The following is a 15,431-nucleotide window of genomic DNA, read 5'->3' on the forward strand; positions in this document are numbered from 1 at the left end:
AAAAAAGGTTTACGACATTCAGTGAACCGGATTATAGCCGAGTGCGTATGTCTGCCAATGACACCATGCTCGGGAGGACACTTATGTCCGTTGTGGCCAATCTCTCGATCGTCCGGAAACTGCTGCTGACTTTCGGGCTGATCCTGTCTGTCGTGCTGACGATCTCATTGATTAACTATCAGAAACTGGCATTTATTGATTCCAGCAACAGTTTGACCAGCCATACCCACGCGGTGCTGGAGCAAAGCAAGCGGATCGGGCAGGCGGTGACCGATCAGGAAACCGGGTTGCGGGGCTTCCTGCTGGCCGAGAGCGAGATTTTTCTCGCACCTTACAGGTCGGGTAAAGTGGCTTATGCGGCTGCCCTTGCAGAGTTGCGCCGTCTGACGGCGGACAACCCGGCACAGCAGGCGCGGCTTGATAAGCTTGACGGGTTGGCCAGAACCTGGGAAACGGCGGTTGCCGCGAAGGCGATTGCCCTGATGGCCAACCCGGACACGGTGATGCAGGCACGGATGCTGGAAATCGCCGGGACCGGCAAGGCCTCGATGGACGGCATCCGGGTGGTACTGGATGAAATTCAGGAACAGGAGCGTGCCTTGCTGGCGGACCGCGAAGCCGCGCAGGCCGGGGCGTTCCGGATGTCCTATCAGGTCAGCCTGATCGGGGGAATCGTGTCGGTGGTGGTGGCGGTTGCCGCCTGCCTGTTGCTGGCCCGGGGCATTTCCACCCCGATCCGGGCGATGACCGGGGCGATGACCGCACTGGCGGCGGGGGACCTGACCATCACCGTGACCGGCACTGCCCGCCGGGATGAGGTCGGGGACATGGCGCGGGCGCTGGAGGTCTTCAAGGCCGGAGCGCTGGAAAACCGCCGTCTGGAAGCGGAGCAGAGCGTCATGAAGGCCCGGGCGGAGGAGGAGCGCCAGAAAGCCATGCTGGCGCTGGCCGATGAGTTTGAAAGCACCGTCAGCGGGGTCATGCAGGCGGTGTCACAGGCGGCGGTGCGGATGCAGCAGGCGGCGGACGGGATGGTCAGCACCGCCGAGCAGACCAGCCGTCAGGCCTCGGCGACGGCGGCGGCGGCGGGGCAGACCTCGGCCAATGTGCAGACGGTGGCGGCGGCCACCGAGGAAATGTCCGCCTCGCTGGTGGAGATTTCCAAGCAGGTGGAAATTTCCTCGCAGGTGGCGGCCCGGGCGGTGGGCGATGCCCGCCGTACCAACGAAACCATTGCCGGGTTGACGGCGGCGGCTCAGAAAATCGGTGAGGTGGTGACCCTGATTCAGGCGATTGCCGGGCAGACCAATCTTCTGGCCCTCAACGCGACAATTGAGGCGGCGCGGGCCGGGGAGGCCGGGAAGGGCTTTGCCGTGGTGGCGAACGAGGTGAAGTCCCTTGCCACCCAGACCGCCCATGCCACCGGAGAAATTGCCAATCAGATCACCATGATCCAGATGGAAACCGCTGGAGCGGTGCAGGCGATTGAGGCGATTACCGAGACCATCAACACCATGAGTGAGATTACCACGGTGATTGCGTCGGCGGTGGAAGAGCAGAATGCGGCGACGTCCGAAATCAGCCGCAATGTCACGCAGGCGGCCACCGGGACGGAAGAGGTGACCGCCAATCTCACCGATGTCCAGTCGGCGGCCCGGCATGCGCGCACCGTGGCCAGTGAAGTTCTGGGCGAGGCCGATACCCTGTCCCGCGAGGCCGGGGCACTGGGGCAGGCGGTTGACCGGTTCCTCGGGTCAATCCGCCCGGCGGCGGCGCAGGCCTGACCGCTGCCGCCTGACCGTCCGATCCCTTGACCGTTCGATGGAGCCCCGGGCGACATGGCCCGGGGCTCTGCCCTTCCGGGCGGGCGACGCTTAATCCGGCAGGGCATCAAGGGACAGGAACAGCCGCCACTCTCCGGGGTACAGCGGCGGGGAGCGGTGAACCAGCCCGCCGGGATATCCCTCTGCGGGTCCGGCCCAGCGGTTGCCTTTCATCAGCCCGGCCCAGCCTTCCGGCATGCGGTGGATGCCGCTGCGGTCGCGGCAGATTTTGGCGTTGTCACCCTTCCCCAGACCACTGCGGTCACAGGCGTCATCGTCCAGCCATTCGGTTCCGGCTCCGCGATAGGTACAGACCAGCCGCAGCGGCAGGGTATCGGTATGGAAAAACCGGCAGGCATTGGTGGTGACCCGTTCCAGCCGCATCCGCACCGATCCGGTCCGGGGCAGGTTTCCCACCAGATCCATCAGGGTGGCAATGTCGGCGGCCATTGCTGTCCGCCCGGGGTGGCGGGGATATCCGGCGGCGGCCAGCAGGCATTCAAGCGCTTCGCTGTCGGTTCCGGCGGGCATGGTGACATCAACCGGCTGACAGCCGGAGAACTGACGGCCGCGCAGATAAGCGGTCAGGTCCGGTGAGAGCTGCCGTTCGATCAGGGCCAGCAGGCAGTCAGGGCTTTGCAGGGCGGTCAGGGCCTGTTCCGCCGGGCTCCGGTGGGTGTTGGCAGGTAAAGGGTAGGGCATGGCGCTTTCCGGGTCAGGGTATCTATTATGTTATAACATATCTTTTGCTGGGATGGCGGCAAGCCCCTTTGTCGGAGTCCGGTGTGATGGCACAGCATTTGCTGGTTCCGGCCCCGCTGCTGCGGCTATAACGGAAGGATGGAACCGGTGAGACCGGGTCAGGTACAAGGCTTGATGAGGCGGATGCGGTTCAGTCTGGTTGCCCGCTATACCCTGCTGTCGCTGGCGGTGATGGCCGGGGCGCTGATGGTGCTGTCCCTTCTGTATGAACGGATGGCCGGGGACCTGTATGACCGTCTGACCGGGGAACGGCTGAACGCGCAGGTGACGGCCACCGCCAGCCGTCTGACCTCGTTCCTTGATAACCGCCTGTATCAGCTGGCGAATCTGTCCAACCACCCGTCGATCCCCAGCTTTCTGGATGGCCAGAACGCGGCGGCGGCGGCCGAGGCGACGGCGCTGCTGCGGCTGGAAGCCGACCTGCCGGATCTGTATGGCATCCTGTTTTTCAATGCCGACGGCAGCCTGAAGAAGGTGATCCCCGGGCAGGCGGCGTCCGGTGCGCCCTACTGGTCGGCGGATGACTGGGATATTTCGGCGCTGCCGGTGATCACGGTTGACGGGGTTGACTTCATCGGCCCGGCCCTTCCCGCCAATGGCCGGTCCGGCTGGCTGCTGATCCGCCAGCCGCTGCGCGATGGCCCGGCGGAGCCCGGCACCAGCATTGCCCTGCATCTGCGGCTGGCCTCGCTGACCGAACTGCTCGGCGGCGGCGGGATCAGCGGCGTGGTGGCGCCGCTGTTGCGGGCTCCGGACGGGACGGTGCTCGATGCCACCGGGCGGGTGGCCACCGGGCTGACGGACCTGACCGACGGCCCCCGGATCCTGCCGGGGTGGTCGATTGTGCTGGATGCCCGGTCTGATACCATCCTGAAGCCGCTGGAGCAGGCGCGGCTGTGGCTGTATATCACGGCGGCTGCCATCATCTCCTTCATTCTGCTGATTTTTCTGGCTCTGTCCCGCAGCCTGCGCCGCCGCATCGGTACGCTGGTCACCGGGGCGGGCAGTCTGGCCGCCGGGGATCTGGGCTACCGCCTGCCGGAAGGCCCGAGCCATGATGAGATCAGCCGGGTCGGGCGGGCCTTCAACACCATGGCGGAGCAGCTGTCCGGCCTGATTGACCGCATGGTCCGGGCTGAAAAAATGGCGGTTCTGGGGGAGTTTGCCACCGGGGTGGCGCACGAGGTCCGCAATCCGCTGGCGACGATGAAGACCACGGTACAGGCCCTGTCGCGGCAGGAGCGGGACCCGGACCGCCAGGAACTGCTGACCGATATGGGCAGTCAGATTGACCGGCTGTCGCGGGTGGTCAGTGATCTGCTGACCTATGGCCGTCCCAGTCCGCCATCCCCCCGGCCGGTGGCGGCGGGGGACCTGTTCCGTCAGACCGCCAGCCTGCTGCGGCCGCTGGCGGAGGAGCAGGGGATTACCCTGTCCACCGGCGGCGAGACCGGGGCGATGGTATTGGCTGACCCGGATCAGATGGTGCATGTGCTGGTCAACCTCGGCCTGAATGCGGTGCAGGCCTGTACGCCGGGCGGGGCGGTGACGATGCGGGTGACGGCTGAGGGCGGTCAGGCGGTGATGGCGGTCAGTGATGATGGCTGTGGCATTGCGCCGGAGCATCTGGCCAGTGTCCTGACCCCGTTTTTCACCCAGAAGCGCCGGGGCACCGGGTTGGGTCTGACCATCAGTCAGCAGATGGTGGATGCCAACCACGGCACCCTGAGCATTGCCAGCGTGCCGGGCGAAGGCACCACAGTCACCCTGCGCCTGCCGCTGGCGGAGTCTGCCCTGAACGAAAGCGTTTCCCATGGCTGATGTGCATGTCCTGATCATTGATGATGAGGAAACCTTTGTCCGCTCCCTGCGCTTTGCCCTGAAGGCAGAGGGGATGACGGTGCGTGGTGCCCACAGCGGTGAGGACGGGCTGGAGGAGGCCCGCCGTCAGCGCCCGGATATCGTGCTGCTTGATCTGCGGCTGCCCGGCATCGGTGGCATGGAAACCCTGACCGCCCTGCGGGAGCTGGATGGCACCCTGCCGGTGGTGATGATCTCCGCCCACGGCGATACCCGGGCGGCGGTGCAGGCGGTCAAGCTGGGGGCGGTGGATTACCTGACCAAGCCGTTTGAGCTGGACGAGCTGCTGCACACCATTGCCGCCACCCTCGATCAGGGCCGGGTGGCGGAGGAACTGGACTATCACCGCCGCCGGGATGTGGTGCCGGTCAGCGGGCTGATCGGCGACAGTGCCGCCATGCTGACCCTGCGGGGGACGGTGGACCGGATTGCCACCAGTTCGGCCAGCCGGATCCTGCTGCTGGGGGAATCCGGTACCGGCAAGGCGGTGGTGGCCCGCGCCATCCATACCCAGAGCCCGCGCCGCAGCCGCGCCTTTGTCGAGGTCAACTGTGCCGCCCTGCCGGAACACCTGATCGAGTCCGAGCTGTTCGGGGCTGAAAAGGGGGCCTACACCGGGGCGCACCAGAAGCGGACCGGGCTGGTGACGCTGGCCGATGGCGGCACCCTGTTTCTGGATGAAATCGGCGAACTGCCGCTGACCATGCAGGCCAAGGTTCTGCACTTTCTGGAAAACGGCACCTACCGGGCGGTGGGCTCGGGCCGCTCGGCCACGGCGGATGCCCGGGTGGTGGCCGCCACCAACCGCGATCTGGCCGAGGATGTGCGGCAGGGGCGGTTCCGCGAGGATCTGTTCTACCGCCTCAACGTCATCACCATCGGCATCCCGGCCCTGCGCGACCGGGGCGAGGATGTGGTGGTGCTGGCCACCCATTTTGCCGCCCGGCAGGCGGCGGAGGAAGGGTGCCGTCCGGTGGAGCTGACCCCGGCGGCGCAGGACCGGCTGCGGCTGCACCGCTGGCCCGGCAATGTACGCGAACTGAAAAACCTGATGGAGCGCCTGACCATCCTCTATCCCGGTCAGCGGATCGAGGCGGAGGATCTGCCTCCGGAAATCGCGGCGGCCCCCGCCGTGGCGGCCGCAACGGCGGATGCGGGCCCCCCGGCCCTGACCGAGCGGCTGGAAAGCGCGGAACGGGATCTGGTGCTGGATGCCCTGCATCGCGCCAGCGGCCATAAGGGGCGGGCGGCGGACCTGCTGGGGATCTCCCGCCACGCCCTGAAGCGCCGCCTGCAACGGCTCGGCCTGTCCTGAGCGGAAACCGCTCACCGGGCGCGCTCATCCTGAGCGGTTAGCGCTCATTTCCGCTGTCCACATCCGGAAAAACCGGCCTTCCTGCTTCCTTGCAGGGCGGGCGCAGAGTTGGCACGCCCTTTGCCATTCATGACCCCAACGGTACAAAAGCGGATGGATCAACCATTCGCCCGGAGGAATAACGTCATGTCGGCCTGTGCCCCTGCACATCGCAGCACCGGGAGCCGCCCTGCCATCTGTCTGATGGCCGGAGCCCTGTTGTCTGCCGCCGTGTCGCTTCCTGCCCATGCTGCCCGGATTGAACTGGGGGCGTCGGCGGAAGAGGCGGACGTCATTGTCGGCTGCCTGTACCCGATGACCGGCCGCGCCGGAACCTATGGCCTCGACAGTGTGTCGGGGATTGAGATGGCCCTGAAGGATCTGGCCGATGAGGCCGCCACCGGCCTGCCGGTGCCAAAGATCCGGGTGGTGATCGACGATCCGGCCTCCAAGGCCTCCTACGGGGTGCGGATCGCCGAGGATTTCCTGCGCAACGACCATGTGCAGGTGCTGTGCGGCATGGTGTCGTCCGGCGTCGCACAGGCGGTGTCGGAAGTCTCCCGGCGTGAGAAGGTGATCCTGATCGGCACCGACCACGCCTCCAGCCGCCTGACCATCGAGGCCGGGCACCGCTACTATTTCCGCGTCACCAATGACAGCTGGACCTCGATGGCCGCCGGAGCCCGGTACCTGCGGGATTTGCAGGCGCGGGACGGCTGGACCCGGCTGGCCTTCATCGGCCCGGATTACGATTACGGTCATGTCAGCTGGCTGGACCTGCAACACGCGCTGGCCGATCTCGGCGTGCGTTATGAGACCGTCGCCGAGCTGTGGCCGAAACTCTACGAGCCGGACTATTCGGTCTATATCGCCGCCTTGCAGCAGGCGAAGCCGGAGATCGTTGTCACCGCCATCTGGGGCGGGGATTTCATCGCCTTTGTCAAACAGGCGGCCAGTACCCGCTTCTTCGAGACCATCCGCCTCGCCAATTTTGACACCGGGGCCAATTACGATGCGCTGGTGGCGCTGGGCGATACCCCGCCGCCGGGGCTGATTCTGTCGGCACGCCATCACAACAACTGGCCGGAGACCGGCCGGAACCAGCGCTTTGTCCGCATTTTCCATGACCTGAACGGCCGCTATCCCACCTATGCGGCGGAAGGGGCCTATACCGGCATCCTCGCCGTGGCCCGGGCGGTCGAAATCGCCGGCGGGGCGAAGGACACCGAAAAGCTGGTCGAGGCGCTGGAAGGCCTGAAGCTGGCCCTGCCGGAAGATCCGCCGGGCTTTGCCTCCTACATCGACCGCGACACCCATCAGATCGTGCAGGCCATGGCGGTGGGAACCGTCGTGCCCGACACCCGCTTTCCTCCGGCAAAGGTCATGGTCGGCAACTGGGCCGTCTATGACGCGGAGGATCTCAAGCCGTCTCCCGAAGTGATCCGCCGCCGCCGCGATGCGGCCCGCAGCGGATGGGAGTCGGCGCTTCCACCCCCCTGAACCAACAAGTCCAAATCGGGAGGACACCGTGACCCATACCGTTTCAGTAACCCGGAAGACCCTGCGCCGCCTGTCGCTGACCATGGCCGCCTCTGCCCTTGCGCTGGCCGCTGTTGCTCCGGCGCAGGCCGCCGAGAACGGCAAGTTCCGCCTTGGTATCGTGACCTTCCTGTCCGGCGGTGCCGCCGGTCCGTTCGGTGTTCCCTCCGCCAACGCCGCCAAGGTGGTGATTGACCAGCTCAACGCCGGGGCCCTGCCGGCCCCCTATGCCACCAAGGGCATCAACGGCGCCGAAATCGAAATGGTGCTGATCGACGAAAACGGCGGGGCCACCAAGCAGGTGGAAGAGTTCCGCAACCTCGTCCAGCGCCAGAAGGTCGATGCCGTGGTCGGCTACATCTCCTCCGGCGACTGCCTTGCCGTCTCCCCGGTGGCGGAAGAGCTGGGCGCGATGACCGTGTTCTATGATTGCGGCACCTCGCGCCTGTTCGTCGAGAACAAGGCCCCGAAGTTCGTGTTCCGCACCGGTCTGGATGCCGCCGTTGATAACATCGGCGCGGCCCGCTATCTGGCCGCCACCCGCCCCAACACCACCCGCTATGCCGGGGTGCAGCAGAACTATTCCTGGGGTCAGGACAGCTGGGCTGACTTCACCGCCGCCATGAAGCAGACCCTGCCGAAGGCTGACGCGGTGGAATCGCAGATGCCGAAGCTGTTCCAGGGCCAGTACGGCGCGGAAATCTCCGCCGTCTCGGTGAAGCGCCCGGAAATCGTCCATTCCTCCCTGTGGGGCGGCGATATGGAAGCGTTCGTGCTTCAGGCTTCGGCCCGTGGTCTGCTGGATGACGCCACCGCCATCCTGACCTGTGGTGAATCGGCGCTGGAACGTTATCAGGGGCAGGCCCCGAACGGCACCATCGTCGGTGCCCGTGGCCCGTTCGGTGCTTTCGCACCGCAGAACGCCCTGAACACCTGGTTCACCGGGGTGTATCAGAACGCTTACCAGATGGCTCCGACCTATCCGGCCTCGAAGATGGCGCAGGCGATTCTCGGCCTGAAGCATGCCGCTGAAAAGGCCGCCAAGGCCCCGGGTGAAGTCCCGGCTCCGGCGGCCATTGCCGCCGCCTTCAAGGGCGCCAACTTTGAGTCGGTCTCCGGCACCGTTCAGATGTCCCGCGCTGACGGCCATCAGGCCCTTCAGGGGATTTCCTACGGCGAATACCACTTTGATGCCAAGACCAAGAAGGCTGAGCTGAAGAACGTCAAGTCCTTCTCCGGCTCCTGCGTCACCCCGCCGGATGGCACCGAGGCCCAGGACTGGATCAAGGCCGGTTTCCCGGGTGCCAAGTGCGAGTAACCTGACTGTGACGGCGGGGGCAGGGCCGGTGATCTCCACCCCCTGACCCCGCCGGGTTTTCTGTCCCTTCATCCTGTTCCGGCATCCGGCCGCCCGTGGTTTCGCGGGCGGAAGGGGCGGTGCGTCCCTCTTCCGACCCGGCCGGAGCGGTTTTCCCGCGATCCCCCGAACGGAGATCCCTTGGTATGAACAGTATTTATGCGGTCCTGATTGACGGCACGATCTATGCATCGTGGCTGTTTCTGGTCGCCGCGGGCCTGACGGTGATTTACGGCGTCATGCGCATCCTCAACATGGCGCACGGCAGCTTTTACGCCATCGGGGCCTATGCGGCGGCGTCCATGGTCGGCTGGTATTTCAATGGCGACGGCGCTGCCCTGCCGGTGTGGGGCAGCTACCTGATGCTGGTGGTCTGCGCGCTGGCGGCGGGTCTGGTGGTCGGTCTGGTGATCGAACGCGGCCTGCTGCGGCTGATGTATGGCCGCGACGAAATCCTGATGGTCATCATCACCTATGCCCTGCTGCTGATCCTTGAGGACGGCATGAAGATGGTCTGGGGGGTTGATCCCTACATGGCCTATCAGCCTTACGCCGCAATGGGCCGCAGTGTGCTGGGCGGGCTGAAGGTTTCCAACTACGACCTTGCCCTGATTGTGGTGTCGCTGGTGGTCGGCGGCGGCCTGTGGGCATGGCTGGAACGCACCAACACCGGCAAGGTGCTGCGCGCGGTGATCCATGACCGCGAGGTGGCGATGGCGATGGGCGTTAACGTCGCCCTGATGTTCACCCTGACCTTCGTGCTGGGCACCACTCTTGGCGCTCTGGCCGGGGCGCTGACCGCACCGGCCATCTCGGTGGCACCGGGGCTGGGGGTTGAGGTGATCGTGCTGGCCTTCGCCGTCGTCGTTGTCGGCGGGCTGGGCAGTATTGAAGGGGCCGCCGCCGGTGCGCTGCTGGTCGGCCTCGCCCGGGCAGCGGCGGTGCATTACGCGCCGGAACTGGAACTGTTCGTCATCTACGGCGTGATGTCGCTGGTTCTTGCGGTGCGCCCGCAGGGCCTGTTCGGGCGAACCCTGGTGAGAAAGATCTGATGATGCGTCTGGACAGAACTGAACTGTGCCTGATTGCCGCCGCCGTGGTGCTGGCGGCGGGCGGGCTGATCGCCCCCGGCTGGCTGGTGTTCCTGCTGACCATGGCCTTCGCCAAGGCGCTGGTGGTGCAGGGCGTGGTGATGCAGATGCGCGCCGGTCTGGTCTCCTTCGGGCAGGGGCTGTTTTACTGCGTCGGCGGCTATGCCGTCGGCATGGGCGGGCACTTTTTCGGCCTGACCGATCTGGCGGTGCTGCTGTCAGCCGGGGTGCTGGCCGCCATGCTGCTGGCGATGGTGCTGGGCCTGCTGCTGACCCGCTACCGCGATATCTTCTTCGCCATGCTGTCGCTGGCGTTCTCGATGATCCTGTTCGGCGTGCTGGTCAAAAGCCCGCAGCTGGGCAGCACCGATGGCTTCAACGTTGTCAGCTGGACCCTGTTCGGCTGGTCGCCGGGCAAGGACGCGGCCCCGACCACCCTGCTGGCGGTGACGCTGGCGGCGTCGCTGGCGGTGGCCCTGCTGCTGTACCGCTATGTGCAGGCCGGGGTCGGCGTGCTGTGCGAGGCGGTGCGCGAGAACGAGGTGCGGGTTGAATACCTCGGCCTGTCGCCGCGCTGGCTGCTGTATTCCAACTATGTTGCCGCCGCTGCCGTTTCGGCGCTGGGCGGCGGGCTGACGGCGCTGGCCGCCGGGCATATCGACCCGGAAATGGCCTATTGGACCACCTCCGGCGAATTCGTGTTCATCGCCCTGCTGGGGGGCACCGGCCATGTGGCGGCGCCGTTTCTGGCGGCGCTGGTGTTCGCGGTGGTGCGCACCTACGCCATCGAGTTTGTGCCCCACAGCTGGCAGATGATCCTCGGCTTCACCCTGCTCGGGGTGATCGTCTTCCTGCCCAAGGGCCTGTGGAGCCTGTTTTCCCGCGCCAAGGCCAAAGGAGCCGCCGCGTCATGACCGCCATTCTTGAAACCAGAGCCCTGTGCAAATCCTTCGGCGCGGTGACCGCCGCCAAGGATCTGAACGTCCGCATCACCAAGGGTGAAGTGGTGGGGGTGATCGGCTCCAACGGGGCGGGCAAGACCACCTTCATCAACATGGTGACCGGCTATCTGCCGCCCAGCAGCGGCGAGATCCTGTTCAACGGCCGCCCGATCCTCGGCCACACCCCGCGGGCGATCACCCGCGCCGGGATGGCACGCTCCTTTCAGGTGGCGCAGCTGTTCCCGGAACTGACGGTGCTGGATAACCTGCTGATCGCGCTGGCGGCGGCGGAAAGCCCGCGCCCGTCGTTCCTGCGGCCGCTGCGGACCAAGGCCCGCATTGCCCGGGCCGAGACGATCCTTGAGGAATTCCGCGTCACCCGCTTCCGCGATGCGGTGGTGACGGCGGTGCCGCAGGGGGCGCGCAAGCTGATCGACATTGCCATGGCCCTGATCGGCGAACCGCAGATGCTGCTGCTGGACGAACCGACCAGCGGCGTCAGCGTCGAGGAGAAAACCGGCCTGATGGACACCGTGATGTCGGCGGTGCGTCACCATGGCGTGACCGTGCTGTTCGTTGAACACGATATGGATGTGGTGCGGCGTTATGTGTCGCGCCTGCTGGCCTTCTACAGCGGCGAGATCATCGCTGACGGTCCGCCGACGGCGGTTCTGGAAGACCAGAAGGTCCGCGATCTCGTCACCGGCCACGGCCACGGCAAATCCAGCAATAAGGGAGCGTCCGCATGACCGCCGCACCCGTCACCTCCGCCGGGCTGGAGATTTCCGGCCTGTCGGTGTCCATCGGCCATATTCCGATCCTGCGCGATGTCAGCCTGACCGTCGGGGCCGGGCAGATGGTCGGCCTGATCGGCCATAACGGCGCCGGAAAAACCACGCTGATCCGCTCCATCATGGGGCTGCTGCAACCCACCGCCGGGCGGATGACCTTCAACGGCACCGACCTGCTGGCGCAGCAGCCGTACCGCCGGGCTCCGGCCGGGGTCAGTTATATGCCGGAAGACCGGCGGCTGATTCCGGCCCTGACGGTGGAGGAAAACATCCTGATGCCGGCCTGGGCCAATAAGATCCCCGATGCCGCCCGGCGGCTGGAATGGGTCTACGGCCTGCTGCCGGAAATTGCCCAGTACCGCAGCCGCCGTGCCCTGCAACTGTCCGGTGGCCAGCAGAAGCTGGTGGCACTGGCCCGCGCCCTGATGCCCGGCCGCCGCCTGCTGCTGTTGGATGAGCCGTTTGAAGGCGTCGCCCCGGTGCTGTCGCGCCGCCTGACCGAAGTGATCGCCGGGCTGCGCAAGGAAGGCCTGTGCGTGCTGATTTCGGAATCCGATGACACCCATTCCGCCGATCTGGTCGACGCGGTCTACCGCATCGAACGCGGCAGCGTCCGCCCCGGCTGACGGACAGAGGAGATCCCACCATGACCATTCAGACATCCCTGAATTTCTCGTTTGAGACCACACCCCGGGTGATTTCCGAAACCGGCGGTGCCCTGAAGCTGGGGGCGCTGGCGAAGGAACTGGGGGCCAGCCGGGTGCTGGTGATCACCGATCCCGGTCTGGTCAAGGCCGGTCTGCTGGCGGCACCGATGCAGGCGCTGGCCGATGCCGGGCTGACGGCGGCGCTGTACAGCGATGTGCAGGCCGATCCGCCGGAGGCCTCGGTGGAGGCTGCCGTGCAGGCGGCCCGCGATGCCGGGGCGGAAGCGGTGATCGGCTTCGGCGGTGGCAGTTCGCTCGATACCGCCAAGCTGGTGGCGCTGCTGATGGGGGCACCGCAGTCCCTGCCGGAGATCTATGGCATCGGTCTGGCCAAGGGGCCGCGCCTGCCGCTGATTCAGGTGCCGACCACTGCCGGGACCGGGTCGGAAGTGACGCCGATTTCCATCGTCACCACCCCGACCCACGAGAAGAAGGGCGTGGTGTCGCCGCTGCTGTATCCCGACATTGCCCTGCTGGATGCGGAACTGACCCTCGGCCTGCCCCCGGCGGTGACGGCGATGACCGGCATCGACGCCATGGTGCATGCGATTGAGGCCTTTACCAGCCGCCACAAGAAGAACGCCCTGTCCGACGGTCTGGCCCTGAAGGCCCTGCACCTGCTGGCCGCCAACATGGATAAGGTGATCGCCGACGGGCGGGATCTGGCCGCCCGCGCCGCCATGTTGCAGGGCTCGATGCTGGCCGGGATGGCGTTTGCCAATGCCCCGGTGGCGGCGGTGCATGCGCTGGCCTATCCGCTGGGCGGGCATTTCCATGTGCCGCATGGTCTGTCCAACGCGCTGGTGCTGGCCCCGGTGCTGGCCTTCAACCGCGATGCGGCGGAAGCCCAGTATGCCGAACTGGCCGCCGTGGTGCTGCCGGGGCGGCGGTTCGCCACGCAGGCCGAGGCCTGTGATGCCTTCATCGCCGAGATGACGGCGATGGTCCACCGCATGCCGTTCGCCCAGACCCTGCGCGCTGTCGGCGTGGCGGAAAGCGACCTCGACCGGCTGGCCGCTGATGCGATGAAGGTGGAACGCCTGCTGATCAACAACCCGCGCCCGGTCACGCTGGCCGATGCGCGGGCGATCTACGCCTCCGTCCTGTAAGCCGAAAGGGGGCCGCCGATGACCGTTCCGCCCGACCGCAAGGCCGAAGGCCGTGACAGCTACCGTCATTTCCTGACCATCCCGACGCGGTGGATGGACAATGACGTCTACGGCCACGTCAACAACGTAGTCTATTACAGCTACTTCGATACGGTGGTGAACCAGTACCTGATCAGCCGTGACGTGCTGGATATCCACGACGGGGCAGTGATCGGGCTGGTGGTGGAAACCGGCTGCTCCTACTTCGCGCCGCTGGCGTTCCCCGACCGGGTGGAGGCAGGTGTCCGCGTCACCCGGCTGGGGACCAGCAGCGTCCGCTACGAGGTCGGCCTGTTCCGAAACGACGACCCCACGCCCGCCGCCGCCGGGTATTTCATCCATGTGTATGTCGACCGCGACAGCCGCCGCCCGGTGCCGCTGCCCGCGCCCCTGCGCGCCGCGTTGACCGATCTGTCCTTCGAAAAAGGGAACTGATATGACCCTGACGTTTTCCAATCCGTCCCTGTTCCGCACGCAGGGGTACATTGACGGGCACTGGCAGGCCGCGGCGAGCGGCAAGACCTTTGCCGTCCTGAACCCGGCGACGGGGGCCGAACTGGCGCAGGTCCCGGACATGGGCGCGGCCGAGGCGAAGCAGGCGATTGCCGCCGCCCATGCGGCGCTGCCGGCGTGGCGGGCCAAGACCGCCAAGGAACGCGCCAATATCCTGCGCAAGTGGTACACCCTGATTCTGGCCAATCAGGAAGATCTGGCCCAGCTGATGACCGCCGAACAGGGCAAGCCGCTGGCCGAAGCCCGGGGCGAAGTGGTCTACGGTGCCAACTTCATTGAATGGTTCGCCGAAGAAGCCAAGCGCGTCTATGGCGATGTCGTTCCGGCCCACGGCCCGGACAAGCGGATTGTGGTGGTGAAGGAGCCGATCGGTGTGGTCGCCGCCATCACCCCGTGGAACTTCCCCAACGCCATGATCACCCGCAAGTGCGCCCCGGCGCTGGCGGCGGGCTGCACCGTGGTGGTGAAACCGGCGGAAGACACCCCGCTGTCGGCGCTGGCGCTGGCGGAACTGGCCGAACAGGCCGGGATCCCCAAGGGCGTGTTCAACATCGTCACCTGCGAACACGGGGCCGAAGTCGGCGGCGAGCTGACCGGCAGCCCGCTGGTGCGCAAGCTGTCGTTCACCGGCTCGACCGAAGTCGGCAAGCTGCTGATGCGCCAGTGCGCCGGAACGGTGAAGAAGGTGTCCCTCGAACTCGGCGGCAATGCGCCGTTCATCGTGTTCGATGATGCCGATCTCGATGCCGCCGTGCAGGGGGCGATTGCCTCCAAGTACCGCAACGCCGGGCAGACCTGCGTCTGCGCCAACCGCATTCTGGTGCAGGATGGCGTCTACGATGCCTTCGCCGCCAGGCTGGCCGAGGCCGTCAAGGCGCTGAAGGTCGGCAACGGGGTTGAGGCCGGGGTGACCCAGGGCCCGCTGATCAACGAAGACGCCATCGCCAAGGTGGAACGTCTGGTGTCGGAAGCGGTGGCCAAGGGGGCCAAGCCGGAGCTGGGCGGCAAGCGCCATGCCCTCGGCGGCACCTTCTTCGAGCCGACCATCCTGACCGGCGTCACCGCCGACATGTCGATCTTCTCGGAAGAAATCTTCGGCCCGGTGGCCCCGCTGTTCCGCTTCCACACCGAAGCCGAAGCGATCCAGATGGCCAATGATACCCCGTTCGGGCTGGCCGCCTACTTCTACTCCCGCGATATCGGCCGCGTCTGGCGCGTCGCTGAAGGGCTGGAATACGGCATCGTCGGCATCAACGAAGGCATCATCTCCACCGAAGTCGCCCCGTTCGGCGGCGTTAAGGAGTCCGGCATCGGCCGCGAAGGCTCCAAGTACGGCCTCGATGACTTCCTGGAGATCAAATACCTGTGCATGGGCGGTGTGAACACCTGAGCCATCCCTCACACAACCGGCGAAGCGGGCTTCGGGAGGGCCGCATAGCGGCCCGACTGGCGCGTTGAGCGCCCGTGCCCGCGTGGGCACGTGAGGCAAGGGCGCGGATGCGCCCGCCCGCCGACTGAGGGGCCAAACAACCAAGGGCCGCATTG

The 15,431-nt window shown here is 66.3% G+C and carries 13 protein-coding genes; 12 read left to right on the forward strand and 1 reads right to left on the reverse strand.

Features of this window, described 5'->3' with window-relative positions; all coding sequences use genetic code 11:
• The first annotated feature begins 83 nt into the window (after positions 1-83).
• Entirely contained in the window at positions 84-1,784 is a 1,701-nt protein-coding gene (locus tag FHS48_RS03815) for a methyl-accepting chemotaxis protein (protein WP_184261590.1), read from the forward strand.
• Positions 1,785-1,874: 90 nt separating this feature from the next.
• Here the strand turns inward: FHS48_RS03815 and FHS48_RS03820 are convergent, their stop codons facing one another.
• On the reverse strand, positions 1,875-2,525 hold the full coding sequence (locus FHS48_RS03820) for a DUF1826 domain-containing protein (protein WP_184261592.1): 651 nt from the start codon (positions 2,523-2,525) through the stop codon (positions 1,875-1,877).
• A gap of 183 nt (positions 2,526-2,708) precedes the next feature.
• Here FHS48_RS03820 and FHS48_RS03825 point away from each other — a divergent pair, with 183 nt between their 5' ends.
• The 11 genes from FHS48_RS03825 (at position 2,709) to FHS48_RS03875 (ending at position 15,276) form a co-directional block, all read left to right on the forward strand.
• Entirely contained in the window at positions 2,709-4,406 is a 1,698-nt protein-coding gene (locus tag FHS48_RS03825; protein WP_184261594.1) for a sensor histidine kinase, read from the forward strand.
• Complete coding sequence (locus FHS48_RS03830; RefSeq protein ID WP_184261596.1) at positions 4,399-5,760, forward strand: sigma-54-dependent transcriptional regulator; 1,362 nt, start codon at positions 4,399-4,401, stop codon at positions 5,758-5,760. The genes FHS48_RS03825 and FHS48_RS03830 overlap by 8 nt, the downstream gene beginning before the upstream one ends.
• Positions 5,761-5,946: 186 nt before the next feature.
• Entirely contained in the window at positions 5,947-7,299 is a 1,353-nt protein-coding gene (locus FHS48_RS03835; RefSeq protein WP_184261598.1) for an ABC transporter substrate-binding protein, read from the forward strand.
• Positions 7,300-7,327: 28 nt separating this feature from the next.
• Complete coding sequence (locus FHS48_RS03840; protein WP_311769074.1) at positions 7,328-8,656, forward strand: ABC transporter substrate-binding protein; 1,329 nt, start codon at positions 7,328-7,330, stop codon at positions 8,654-8,656.
• A gap of 185 nt (positions 8,657-8,841) precedes the next feature.
• Complete coding sequence (locus FHS48_RS03845; protein ID WP_184261600.1) at positions 8,842-9,747, forward strand: branched-chain amino acid ABC transporter permease; 906 nt, start codon at positions 8,842-8,844, stop codon at positions 9,745-9,747.
• Positions 9,747-10,700, forward strand: coding sequence for a branched-chain amino acid ABC transporter permease (locus FHS48_RS03850; protein ID WP_260402326.1), 954 nt, complete (start codon positions 9,747-9,749; stop codon positions 10,698-10,700). Before FHS48_RS03845 ends, FHS48_RS03850 begins: the two co-directional genes overlap by 1 nt.
• Positions 10,697-11,476, forward strand: coding sequence for an ABC transporter ATP-binding protein (locus tag FHS48_RS03855; RefSeq protein ID WP_184261602.1), 780 nt, complete (start codon positions 10,697-10,699; stop codon positions 11,474-11,476). Before FHS48_RS03850 ends, FHS48_RS03855 begins: the two co-directional genes overlap by 4 nt.
• Entirely contained in the window at positions 11,473-12,144 is a 672-nt protein-coding gene (locus FHS48_RS03860) for a branched-chain amino acid ABC transporter ATP-binding protein (RefSeq protein WP_184261604.1), read from the forward strand. Before FHS48_RS03855 ends, FHS48_RS03860 begins: the two co-directional genes overlap by 4 nt.
• Before the next feature lie 20 nt (positions 12,145-12,164).
• Complete coding sequence (locus FHS48_RS03865; RefSeq protein WP_184261606.1) at positions 12,165-13,334, forward strand: iron-containing alcohol dehydrogenase; 1,170 nt, start codon at positions 12,165-12,167, stop codon at positions 13,332-13,334.
• A gap of 18 nt (positions 13,335-13,352) precedes the next feature.
• The gene (locus FHS48_RS03870) at positions 13,353-13,808 is read left to right on the forward strand and encodes an acyl-CoA thioesterase (protein WP_184261607.1); all 456 of its coding nucleotides are present in this window, start codon (positions 13,353-13,355) and stop codon (positions 13,806-13,808) included.
• A 1-nt stretch (position 13,809) separates the two neighbouring features.
• Positions 13,810-15,276 carry an NAD-dependent succinate-semialdehyde dehydrogenase gene (locus FHS48_RS03875; RefSeq protein WP_184261609.1) on the forward strand — a complete coding sequence of 489 codons (1,467 nt, stop codon included), beginning with the start codon at positions 13,810-13,812 and terminating at the stop codon, positions 15,274-15,276.
• The last annotated feature ends 155 nt before the right edge of the window (positions 15,277-15,431 follow it).

This window comes from Novispirillum itersonii (assembly GCF_014205675.1).
Lineage (GTDB): Bacteria > Pseudomonadota > Alphaproteobacteria > Rhodospirillales > Rhodospirillaceae > Novispirillum > Novispirillum itersonii_A.